Origin of the sequence: Paracoccus beibuensis, from assembly GCF_026162625.1 — a bacterium.
In the GTDB taxonomy this organism is placed as follows: Bacteria; Pseudomonadota; Alphaproteobacteria; order Rhodobacterales; family Rhodobacteraceae; genus Paracoccus; species Paracoccus beibuensis.
Window position 1 is genome coordinate 14,827 of the sequence record NZ_JAOTBD010000028.1, and the last position, 11,419, is coordinate 26,245.

Below are 11,419 nucleotides of genomic sequence, written 5' to 3' on the forward strand. Positions count from 1 at the left end.
TAGCCCAAGGATTCAGCATTTCCTGACTGCTCCAGCTATTTACAGGCCGTTGGCCACTGGCTTGTCCCCGACGTCGCTAACGCCGTCAGGGAGGTCTTTGATATTTTGTAGCCTACTCTAGAAGGCGTGCCAGTAATCCTCATTATAGAAAAAATTTGCGGACATTAGGGTAAGATCACTTGCCTGGTTGATAGTTTTAGACAGGGGCATGGGGGATAACTGGGGCAGATTTTCGGGCATGATCGTTGCGCCTGTGGCAGATGTCTGATTCCATAGGGCATGGGCCCGCTTTCGGACGATGGATCTGAGACGTTGCCGTCCGACGCCCTGCGCCGGCTCGTTGTCGATCTGTCGCAGCGGCTTGGAGCCCTCGAGGCGCAGGTGGCCGAGCTGCGGGATGAGCTCGAGAAGACCGAAATGGCTCGTGCTACCCTGCAGGTTGAGAACCAGGACTTGCTCGACGAGATCGCGCGCTTGAAGAACCTGCCGCCCCGACCGCCGTTCAAATCGTCCGGCATGGAAAAGGCGACAAACCGCAAGCCCGGCAAGCCAAGCGGGAAACGTCGGCCAAGGGGCCCCAAGCGAGATCCGGACCGTGTCAGCCGCGAGGAGGTGTTCATAGCTGAGGCTCCAGCAGGAGGATCGCGCTCCAAGGGATATGAAACCATCCTGGTTCGTGAACTGGCAATGCGGCAGGTCTGCTTGTTTTTCGGGCGGCAGCGACGTGCACATGAAGCCGAAGCTTTGGTGCTGGCTACTCCACCTCTGCGTGATTTTCCGGCAAGGCCCCCAGCATCGTCTCGCACAGCGCCATGAATCGCACCGCCGCATGCGACAGCGCCCGCCGCGCCGGCCAGATCATCGAGATCCGCCGCTGAAGCCGCAGGTCCGCGACCCTGAGGAACACCACCCGTGGATCGTCGAACAGCAGGGCCGCCTTTTGCGGAAGCAGCCCGACCCCCATGCTTGCGCGGATCAGGCAAAGCTGTCCGAAGGTCGAGGCAACGCGCAACGGCCCGCTTTTCAGAGCCGGGGGCAGGTCGGGGGCATCGGCCAGCAGGCGGGCGGTGCCCGTGCCTTCGTCCAGGTGGATCAACGTGGAGGGGTCGATCTCGGCCAGCCGGGGCGGACGGCCCTGCCGGGCCAGCGGATGGTCCACGGGAACCACAAGGCCAAAGGGGTCGCGCGCAATTTCTCGGATTTCCAACATCGGGGAGGAACTGGCGTAACCCGCGATTGCCAGGTCAAGGTCGCCATCCGCGACCATCCGCGCCAGAGCCTCGGCCGGACCGTCGTGCAGGCGCACCGCGATCGCCGGATGATCGGCGCGAAAGCGGCGCAGCGCGGGCGCGACCAGATCCCCGATGGTCGAGGGCGAGGCGCCAAGCGCCAGCCGCCCACGACCCAGATCCGCATTTTCCTGCAACCGTTCCAGCGCACGGTCCAGCGCCTCCAGGGCGGGGCGGGTGTCGTCCAGAAACTCCAGACCAGCCTGGGTCAATTGTGGCGGGCGCATGCGGCGGTCGAACAACGGCACGCCTGCGCTTTCTTCAAGCTGGCGGATGGTCTCGGTCAGGGCTGAGGGCACGACGCCCAGTCTGTCGGCTGCGCGGCCAAACGACCCTTCAGCCCGGATGGCATGAAGGGCGCGCAGATGACGCAGGTTCAGATTCGTGTTCCTAGAATTTATCTTCATTACATTCTATTTTTATGAACATCCCTTTCGTGCTTCAACAGGAAAAAGCCCGAAAGGCCGCCATGCTTGACAGTCCACCCAGCCAATCACTGACCGATGCCCTGCGTGCCGCCTGTTTCCAGGGAGAGATCGAGACTGACCACGCCCTGCGCGCCGCCATGTCCACCGACAATTCGGTCTATCAGATCACTCCCGACCTAGTCGCGGCGCCCCGTGACGGACAGGATGTGGTGCGCGCATTGGCGGTGCTGGAGGCCCCTGCATTTGCCGATGTCGCGCTGACGGCACGCGGGGGCGGCACCGGAACGAACGGGCAAAGCCTGAACCGAGGGCTGATCCTGGACATGCGACGGCACATGAACCGGGTGCTGGAGATCAACGCGACCGAAGGCTGGGCCGATGTCGAACCGGGTGTGGTACTGGACGCGCTGAACGACACGTTGCGCCCGCACGGCTGGTTCTTTGCGCCAGAAACCTCTACCTCGACGCGTTGTACCATCGGCGGCATGGTTTCGACCGATGCCTCGGGCAAGGGGTCACGGGTCTATGGCAAGACCTCGGACAACATCCTAGGTTTGGAGATCGCGCGTCCGCAAGGGCTTTTGTCCAGCCTTGCGCCTGCGGCGGACTGGGCCGCGCCGATGCTGGCCGCGGCCGAGGATGCCGCGCGACAGGGGCGGGCCGCCTTCATCGACGCGACCCCGCGCCTCAACCGCCGCTTCACCGGCTATGATCTTGAACGCGCCTGTCCCGAGGCGGGCGGATTCGAATGGTGGCGGCTGTTCCTGGGGGCCGAGGGCACGCTGGGACCGATCACCCGCATCCGCATCAAGCTGCGCCGGATCGAGCCGGAAAAGCGCCTGATCGTTGCTGGTTTCGCCTGTTTCCGCGATGCGCTGGCTGCGGCGACGCCGCTGCTGGCGGACGATCCGACCGCGATCGAGGTGATGGACGAATGGGTCCAGCGCATTGCGCAGGACGCGGGCATCCTGGCCCGCCTGCCCGAAAGCCTGCGCCCCGAAGGCCCGGTCGCCTATGTCTTCATCGAGTTCAACGGCCATGACGCAGCCGAGATGCAGGCCCGCATCACCACCTGCCTGGAGCGGCTGCGCAGCCTTCCGGGCCAGATCGCCCTGCACCAGGCCCGCGACCCGGCCGAGATCCGCGAGCTTTGGGCGATCCGTTCCGCCGGGGTAGGGCTTCTGGGCAAGGTGGACGGTCCCGCGCGCCCCATCGCCTTTGTCGAGGATTGCGTGGTCCCGCCCGAAAACCTGCCCGCCTTCGTCGATGATTTCCTGCAAGTGCTGAAGGACAATGGGTTGGGCTTTGGCATCTATGGCCATGTGGATGTCGGCTGCCTGCACATCCGCCCGGCGCTGAACATCGACCAAACGACCGACCGGACCAAGCTGGTCGCGGTTTCGGATGCGGTTTTCGCGCTGACGCGGAAATACGGCGGCATCTTCTGGGGCGAACATGGCAAGGGGGTCAGGGGTGCCTATCTGCCCGAATGGATCGGGCCGGGTGCCTATGCCGCGCTGCAATCCGTCAAGCGCGCCTTTGATCCCGCCGAGCGGTTCAACCCCGGCAAGCTGGTCACGCTGGACCGCCCGCTCATGGGGATTGCGACGACGCCCTTCCGGCCCTTCAACGCAAGGCTTGGCGACCCGCTGGAAAAGGCTTTCCGCTGCAACGGGAACGCGCAATGCCTCGGCTATCAGGCGGCGGTGCCGATGTGTCCCTCGTTCAAGGCTACAGGCGACCTACGTCATTCGCCAAAAGGACGGGCCGACGCGCTGCGGGCCTGGAAGGTCGCCCGCGATACGGGACAGCCCGCGCCCGAGAACGATCTGATGGCGGCGCTGGACACCTGCCTTGGCTGCAAGGCCTGCGCCTCCAGTTGCCCCGTGCAGGTCGATATCCCATCGATGCGGGCGGCGTTCTATGCCGATCACTATAGCCGCAATGCGCGGCCGCTGTCCGATCGGCTGGTGCTGGCGGCAGAACGGCTCAGCCCGCTGGCCGTCACCCTTTCCCCGCTGCTGCGACCTGTCTGGCCGCTGGCACGGCGGCTGGCCGAGCGCGCGTTGAAGACCGTTGACATGCCCGCCCATCTGGCCCGCCCGGTCGCAGCCGCGCATCGCGTGCGGCTGGCCGATCTGGACCGGCCGCTGCCCGAGAACGCGGTGCTGCTGTGGCAGGACTGGTTCACCGCCTTGTTCGATGCCAAGGTCGTGCAGGATGCCATCGCGGGCTTCAGCGCCCTTGGCTATCACCCGTTGCTGGTGGCGATGCGGCCCGCAGGCAAGGCCGCGCAGAACATGGGTGCGGAATCCGCTTTTCGGCGCATGGCCGGACGGCAGGTCGCGGCGCTGCAAAAGGGCGCCGCCACCGGCCTGCCGATGATCGGGCTGGATCCAGCCCTTGTCATGATGCTGCGCCAAGACTATCCCAAGGCCGGCTTGACGCCGCCGCCTGTGATGCTGGCGCAGGAATTCCTGGCGGCCGAGATTGCGGCGGGGCGGCGTTTCCCGCAGGTGCAGGTGCAGGGCAAAGCCGCGGCGCGGATCCTGTCGCACTGCACCGAACAGACCGCGCTGCCGAACGCGGGCGCGCTCTGGGCGCAGGTCTTTGCGGCTATCGGGATGAAGGCCGCGCCTGCCGCCTCGGGCTGCTGCGGCATGGCGGGGCTTTTCGGGCATCAGGAACGCCATCAGGCCATGTCGCGCAAACTTTACGACATGTCATGGCGCGCTCATGTCGAAGGCGGGGCGCCGGTCCTTGCCACCGGGTTTTCCTGCCGCTGCCAGGCCGAGCGGTTCAGTGGCAAGGGCCTGCGCCATCCGCTGGGGATGATCGCCGACACGCTGCGTGGATAGCGGCGGGGTGGATGTGCGGGCATCCCGGCCGGCCTGCGCTTTGCGTCACCGATCCATGCGGCTTGAAGGCCGCAGGATGCGTCCCGGCTGGCGCCTAATCGCAGACATGGGCCAGAAGCCCCGCGCCGCCCCCTTCGATGTCCATGTTCAGCGCTTGATAGGCGCCTTCGGGATCTTTGCCGCGGATCGCCTTGACGATGCGCAGATGAGGGTGCGGATCCCAGTTCGGCGGCAGGCCCGCGTCGTAGAGATGCGACAACAGCGGGCCGCAGCGGACCCACAGGTTCGACACCACCTCATGGGTCACGGGCAGGCCCGCGATCTCGCACAGTTTCAGGTGGAACTTGGTATTCAGACCGATGGCGCGCGAAAAGTCGCCCTGGTCCTGGGCTGTTCCAAGATCGACATGGATCTGTTCCAGCGCGTCAACCGCCTCGGGCGAAGCGGCAATGGCGGCCTGGCGTGCGGCGTTGCCTTCCAGGAAGCCGCGGATCTTGCGGACCTCGATCAATGTCGCACGCGTCAGATGCGGAACCGAGATCCGGCCGCGGCCGTCCATTTCCAGCGCATGTTCCGTGACCAGGCGTAGGAGGGCCTCTCGCATGGGGGTCGCGCTGATCCCGAAGCTTCTCGAGATCGGCCTTAGAGGCAATTCATCCCCCGGCTTCATTCGCCCCTCCATTAGGGCTTCGCGCAGGCTGGTATAGGCAAGCTCGCTGAGGCTTTGCCTTTGGATCGGTTTTATCCACTCGCTTGCTGTTGGTTCCAAACTTCCCTCTGCTCGGTTGCCGCCAGGACGACGGATTGCAATTGACTCGCCGTTATAACATGTGGCTTATAACGGTAACTGATGGTGCATGCTAGCTGTGAGGAGGCAGTTGCACCAATGGAGGGTTACATGCTTGCGCTGCGCAAAAACATACCCGGCCCTGGGGCCGAACTGGCCAACATTGAACTGCCAGAACCGCTCGCCGCTGGTGAAATCCGGGTGGATGTGCAGGCGGTCGGGATTTGCGGCAGCGATCTGCATGCCCATGCCTGGGATCCGTCCTATGGTTTCATGGCGCCCTTTCTGCCCCTGACGCTGGGGCATGAATTTTCAGGAGTCGTCGCATCCGTTGCACCCGATGTTACCGAAGTTTCCGTGGGGGACAGTATTGTCTGTTGGCCCACGGTGACCTGCGGCACATGTGCCACCTGCCGCGCCGGGCGTCCGGGCGGATGCGAGGCACGCCGCATCATTGGCCTGCACCGCGACGGGGGCTTTGCCGAAAGCGTGCGGATGCCAGCGGCGAACGCGCTGCCGCTGCCCGCGGCCCTGCCGCTGGACGTGGCGGCATTGACCGAACCGCTGGCAGTTTCGATCAACGCGGTCGATGTGGCAGAGGTCGCGCCAGGCGACCGGGTGGTCGTCCTTGGTCCCGGACCCATTGGCATGGGGATTGCGCTGGTTGCCTGTGCCCGCGGCGCCAATGTGCTGCTGGCGGGCTTTCGCGACGATGCGCGGCTGGCGCTGGCGTGCGACATGGGCATTTCGGCGGTTGCCGATCTGGCGCAGGTCAAGCTGGCCGAGGCCGTGCAGGACCATTTCAACGTCGCGCCGGATGTCGTCCTTGAGGCAACGGGGCGTCCGGCCAGCGTGGCCGAGGGGCTTGCAATTCTGCGCCCGGGGGGCGTGCTGACCGTTGTCGGCATCCATGCCGAACAGCTGTCGCTGGACCTGAACCAGCTTGTGCGCGGCAAGAAACAGTTGCGCGGCGCGCATGATTCGACACCGCGGGGTTTCGCCGAGGCGATCGCGCGCCTGGCCGCGGACCCCGCGCTTTACGCCCGGATGATTACCCACCGGCTGCCGCTGGGGCAGGCCGAGGATGGGTTCGCGCTAGCCCGAAAGGGCGCGGCGCTGAAGGTGATGCTTTTTCCCTGGGGAGGTTGAGGAAAATGTTTGAAGCCGGGACTTTGTCCGTCATTGCGCCCCGCGCAGGCGGTCCCCAGGTGCTTGTACTGGTGCGACGAGATTTACCCGCGCTGAAGTCGGGCGAGATGCGCGTGCGCGTTCACGCGGCCGGGGTGAACCGCCCCGACGCGATGCAGCGCGCCGGAAACTACCCGCCGCCGCCTGGCGTGACCGATGTGCTGGGACTGGAACTGGCGGGCGAGGTGGTCGAGACCGCCCCCGACGTGACCCGCTTTCAGCCCGGCGACCGCGTAATGGCGTTGGTCGCGGGCGGCGCTTATGCCGAGGAAGCTGTGGTCCAAGCCGATGTCTGCATCCCCGTCCCGGCCGGCTTGTCGATGATCGAAGCCGCCGGCATCCCCGAAACCTATTTCACCGTCTGGAGCAACCTGTTTCAGCGCGCCAACCTGAAGGCGGGCGAAACCGTGCTGCTGCATGGCGGCACCTCGGGCATCGGCGTTACCGCGACGCTGCTGGCCCGCGCAATCGGCGCGCGAATGATTACCACCTGCGGCTCGGACGAGAAATGCGCGGCCTCGGTCGCGCTTGGCGCGTCGGCCTCGATCAACTACCGCACGCAGGATTTCGTGGCCGAGGGCCGTGCCCTCACCGATGGCCGCGGCCCCGAGGTGGTCGTGGACATGGTCGGCGGTAGCTACATGCAACGCAACCTTGAGCTGGTGGCCGACGACGGCCGCATCGCCCAGATCGCCTTCCAGCAGGGCGCGCGCGCGGACATGGACATGGGGCCATTGCTGTTCAAGCGGCTGACGCTGAGCGGCTCGACCCTGCGGGCGCGGCCGATCCCGATGAAGGCCGCGCTGGCCCGCGCGGTCGAGGCCGAGGTCATCCCGCTGATCATGGAAAAGGGTGCCCGACCGGCCATCGATTCCGTCTTTGACCTGACCGATGTGCAGGCCGCGCATGCCCATCTCGAGGCGTCGGCCCATACGGGCAAGATCATCCTGAAAACCTCCGCCTGTACCGAGGAATAAGATAATGAAAGACGCAGCACATCGTTCGAACCGGAGCGGCGCCCATCTTCTGGCAGGAGCGCTGGAGCGCCATGGCGTCACGCAGGTCTTCGGCCAGTCGATCCCCTCGGCCTTCTTCCTGGCCGCGCCCGACTATGGCATCCGACAGGTCGGCTACCGGACCGAGAACGGCGGAGCGGCCATGGCCGATGCCTTTGCCCGTGTCTCGGGCCAGGTGGCGGTCGTCACCGCGCAGAACGGCCCAGCGGCAACGCTGCTGGTGCCGGGCCTGGCCGAAGCCCTGAAGGCCTCGATCCCGGTTGTCGCCATCGTCCAGGACGTCAGCCGCCTGCACACCGACAAGAACGCCTTTCAGGAACTTGACCATTTGGCCCTGTTCGGTGGCGTGGCCAAATGGGTGCGCCGGGTGACCGAGATCTCGCGGATCGAGGATTACGTCGATCTGGCCTTTGCCGCTGCCGCGACGGGGCGCGCGGGTCCGGCCGTGCTGCTGGTGCCGCTGGATATCTTGGACGAGCTGAGCGAAGGGGTGAACAGGACGCCACGCCAGGCGTCGCTGGGCCGCTATCCGCTGGATCCGGTAGCACCCGATCCCGCGCGCGTGGCCGAAGCTGCAAACCTGCTGGCAGGGGCCGAACGCCCGCTGGTCATCGCCGGTGGCGGCGTCCACAGTGCGCGCGCTTATGCCGCGCTGGCGGAATTGCAGGACTTGGGCTTCCCGGTTGCGACCACAGTCATGGGCAAGGGTTCGGTTGATGAAACCCATCCGCTGACGCTGGGCATCGCGGGCTATTTCATGGGTCCCGGCGCCCGCGCGGCCGAACTTTCGCCCATGGTGCGCGAGGCTGACGTGGTCCTGCTGGTCGGCAACCGCACCAACCAGAATGGCACCGATAGCTGGAAGCTCTACCCGGAAGGAGCGCGCTTTATCCAGTTGGATATCGATGGCAACGAGGTCGGCCGCAACTATGAGGCGTTGCGCCTTGTGGGCGACGCGCGTCTTGGGCTTGAGGCACTGGTAGCCGCGTTGAAGGGCACCGACCTGTCGGCGCGGGCCGCTGCCCGTCCGGGCGTCGAGGCACAGATCGCCGAAGGTCTGGCCAAGGGCGCAGCCGCGCGTGACGAGCGCCGCGCATCGGATGCAAGCCCCCTGCGCCCCGAGCGCGTCGTGGCCGAGATCGACAGGCTGATCCCGTCCGAAGCGATCGTGGTGGCGGATGCGTCGTATTCCTCGATCTGGGTGGCCGACGGTATCACCATCCGCAAGGCAGGCCAGCGCGTGCTGACGCCGCGCGGCCTGGCGGGTCTTGGCTGGGGCCTACCCTATGCCCTTGGCGCCAAGGCCGCGCAGCCCGACGCGCCAGTTGTTTGCCTGACCGGCGACGGGGGCTTTGCCCATGTCTGGGGCGAGATCGAGACCTCGAAGCGGATGAACCTACCGGTTGTGGTCGTGGTGCTGAACAACCAGATCCTTGGTTATCAGAAACATGCCGAGCTGACGCTGTTCGGCGCGCATACCGATGTGGTGCATTTCCAGCCTGTGGATCACGCGGCGATCGCCCGTGCCTGCGGCGTTGAGGGGATCCGCATCGACAACCCGGCCGATCTTCCGGCCGCGCTTGAAACGGCGCTTTCGTCCAATGTCCTGACCGTCATCGACGTCGTGACCGACGAACGCGCCTATCCGCCTGTCACCAGCTTCACCGGCAAGCAGGCGCTGGACTACTGAACCAACCAGGGAGAGAGTAATGAAACTGACGAAATTCCTGACAAGCGCGGCCGTGGGTCTTGCCCTTGCCTCGCCCTCTTTCGCCGATGTCAAGTTCGGCTCGCTTTACCCGATCAGCGGCCCGCTGGCCCTGCTGGGCGAGGAAAGCGCCCGCGGCCTGGAACTGGCCGTGGACGAGATCAACGCCGCCGGCGGTATCCAGGGCGAGCAGGTCGTGCTTGAGCGCGGTGATGCGGTGGACAACAACCAGGCGACTGGCGAAGCGCGCCGCCTGATCTCGCTGGTGGGCGTGAAGGCGATCTTCGGCACCTATTCCTCGGCCCGCGTGATTGCGGCCTCGCAGGTCAGCGAACTGGCAGGGGTGCCCTATTTCGAACTGGGCGCGGTCGCTGACGAGGTGACGGGCCGTGGCCTGACCTACCTGTTCCGCACCAACCCGACGGCGGCCAACATGGGCAAGGACTCGATCGAGATGCTGGCCAACGCCATCGCCCCGGGCCTTGGCAAGGATCCGAAGGATCTGAAGATCGGCATCATCTATGAAGATTCGTCCTACGGCACCTCGGTCGCCGGCCACCAGGACGCGCATGCCAAGGATGCCGGCCTGAACGTGGTGCTGAAGTCGGGCTATCCGGCAAACACCGTCGACATGTCCTCGCTGGTGCTGGAGCTGCGCGAGAAGGGCGTCGATGTGGTCCTGCAGACCTCGTACCAGAATGACTCGGTCCTGTTTCTCCAGCAGGCGAACGAGGCGGGCTACAAGCCGCTGGCGATCATCGGCGGCGGCGGCGGTTATTCAATGCAGCCGACGGCGGATGCGGTGGGCCATGACGTGATCGAGGGCGTCTATGACGTGGACTTCACCCAGTTCGAGGTGAACCAGGAGGCAACCCCGGGCCTCGACAAGTTTGTCGAGGCCTACAAGGCGAAATACGGGACCGAGCCGCGCTCGGGCCATTCGCTGAACAACTATGTCGGCGCCAAGGCCGTGCTTGAGGCGCTGGACAAGAGCGAGGGTTTCGAACCCGACCAGATCGTCGCCGCCGTCAAGGCCATCGATGTGGCCGAGGGCACGACTGCCGCAGGCTATGGCATCAAGTTCGACGAAACCAACCAGAACGAACGGGCCAGCATGATGGGTATGCAGTGGCAGGACGGCAAGCTGGTCACGGTCTATCCCGAAGGCGCCGCGGTCGCGGAAATGCGCTTCGCCGAATGATGATGCCGGGGCGGCCCCTTCCAGCCGCCCCCCTTTCCGGGGGAAGCCTGTAATGACGACCTTTCTGCAAGTCCTTTTGAACGGCCTCATGCTTGGCGGGCTGTTCGCAATTGTCGCCATCGGCCTGACGCTGATCTTCGGCATTGTCAAAGTGGTGAACTTCGCCCACGGCGAATTCCTGATGGCGGGCATGTTCGTGACCTGGCTGATTACCACACGGCTGGGGCTTCATCCCTATGCATCCGTCATCATCGTCGTCCCGATGATGTTTCTTCTGGGCGCCCTGACCCAGAGGGTGCTGATCCAGCCCCTGATGTCGGCCGAGGACGATCATGTCCAGATCTTTGCGACCGTTGGTCTTTCGACCGCGATGATAAACCTTGCCCTGCTGATCTTCGGCGCGGATATCGCCAACACGCCGAACTTCGGCCTGCGCACTCCGATTGAGATCGGCCCGGTGCGCGTCCTGTCCGGCCAGCTCTACATCTTCATTGCCGCCATCATCCTCGTCGCTGCACTGCAACTGTTCCTGAAGAACAGCCAGACCGGCCGCGCCATCCGCGCCGTGGCACAGCACCGCGTCGCAGCCGAACTGATGGGCGTCAACGTACCGCGCATCTATATCCTCAGCTTCGGCCTTGGGGCGGCCTGCGTGGGATTGGCCGCCGTGCTGATCGCGCCGCTTTACCCGACCTCGTCCAATATCGGGACGTATTTCGTGCTGACAGCCTTTGTGGTCGTGGTCCTGGGTGGTCTGGGATCGATCCCGGGGGCGTTCTTCGGCGCCCTGGTCATCGGCCTCGTGGATTCGCTTTCGGGCTTCTACATCGGCTCGGACCTGCGCGAGGCCGTGGTCTTTGGCATCTTCCTTCTCATCCTCATCCTGAAGCCTTCCGGTCTGTTCGGCAAGCGGATGACCCTTTCGCATCTGTCCTGAGGAAACG

General features: G+C 65.1%; 10 protein-coding genes and 1 pseudogene. 7 read left to right on the top strand and 4 right to left on the bottom strand.

The features are described 5' to 3' along the window. Nucleotides 1-117 precede the first annotated feature (117 nt). Both OC159_RS14960 and OC159_RS14965 read right to left on the bottom strand, forming a co-directional pair. Nucleotides 118-732, bottom strand: a complete 615-nt coding sequence (locus OC159_RS14960; RefSeq protein ID WP_265501975.1) for a hypothetical protein — start codon at nucleotides 730-732, stop codon at nucleotides 118-120. 22 nt (nucleotides 733-754) lie between these two features. Further along, nucleotides 755-1,696 (bottom strand): LysR family transcriptional regulator, encoded by a 942-nt coding sequence (locus OC159_RS14965; RefSeq protein ID WP_265501976.1) that lies wholly within the window; start codon nucleotides 1,694-1,696, stop codon nucleotides 755-757. Nucleotides 1,697-1,758: 62 nt separating this feature from the next. Between OC159_RS14965 and OC159_RS14970 the strand changes: the two genes are divergently transcribed. Beyond that, entirely contained in the window at nucleotides 1,759-4,575 is a 2,817-nt protein-coding gene (locus OC159_RS14970; protein WP_265501977.1) for an FAD-binding and (Fe-S)-binding domain-containing protein, read from the top strand. A 94-nt stretch (nucleotides 4,576-4,669) separates the two neighbouring features. Here the strand turns inward: OC159_RS14970 and OC159_RS14975 are convergent, their stop codons facing one another. Further along, entirely contained in the window at nucleotides 4,670-5,344 is a 675-nt protein-coding gene (locus OC159_RS14975) for a GntR family transcriptional regulator (RefSeq protein WP_265501978.1), read from the bottom strand. 66 nt (nucleotides 5,345-5,410) lie between these two features. Beyond that, a complete protein-coding gene (locus OC159_RS14980) occupies nucleotides 5,411-5,611 on the bottom strand; it encodes a hypothetical protein (protein WP_265502005.1) in 201 nt (66 codons plus the stop codon). Between OC159_RS14980 and OC159_RS14985 the strand changes: the two are divergent. From OC159_RS14985 to OC159_RS15010, 6 genes and pseudogenes are all read left to right on the top strand, one after another. Next, a pseudogene (locus tag OC159_RS14985) lies at nucleotides 5,570-5,827 on the top strand (alcohol dehydrogenase catalytic domain-containing protein); the annotation flags it as partial. The gene OC159_RS14980 and the pseudogene OC159_RS14985 overlap by 42 nt on opposite strands. Nucleotides 5,828-5,857: 30 nt before the next feature. Next, nucleotides 5,858-6,511, top strand: a complete 654-nt coding sequence (locus tag OC159_RS14990; protein ID WP_265502003.1) for a zinc-dependent alcohol dehydrogenase — start codon at nucleotides 5,858-5,860, stop codon at nucleotides 6,509-6,511. Between the two features lie 5 nt (nucleotides 6,512-6,516). Continuing rightward, nucleotides 6,517-7,527: an NAD(P)H-quinone oxidoreductase gene (locus OC159_RS14995; RefSeq protein WP_265501979.1), complete on the top strand. Its 1,011-nt coding sequence runs from the start codon at nucleotides 6,517-6,519 to the stop codon at nucleotides 7,525-7,527. A gap of 4 nt (nucleotides 7,528-7,531) precedes the next feature. Continuing rightward, nucleotides 7,532-9,256, top strand: a complete 1,725-nt coding sequence (locus tag OC159_RS15000) for an acetolactate synthase catalytic subunit (RefSeq protein ID WP_265501980.1) — start codon at nucleotides 7,532-7,534, stop codon at nucleotides 9,254-9,256. Nucleotides 9,257-9,275: 19 nt separating this feature from the next. Continuing rightward, nucleotides 9,276-10,475 carry an ABC transporter substrate-binding protein gene (locus OC159_RS15005; protein WP_265501981.1) on the top strand — a complete coding sequence of 400 codons (1,200 nt, stop codon included), beginning with the start codon at nucleotides 9,276-9,278 and terminating at the stop codon, nucleotides 10,473-10,475. 52 nt (nucleotides 10,476-10,527) lie between these two features. Next, nucleotides 10,528-11,412, top strand: coding sequence for a branched-chain amino acid ABC transporter permease (locus OC159_RS15010; RefSeq protein WP_265501982.1), 885 nt, complete (start codon nucleotides 10,528-10,530; stop codon nucleotides 11,410-11,412). Nucleotides 11,413-11,419: the final 7 nt, after the last annotated feature.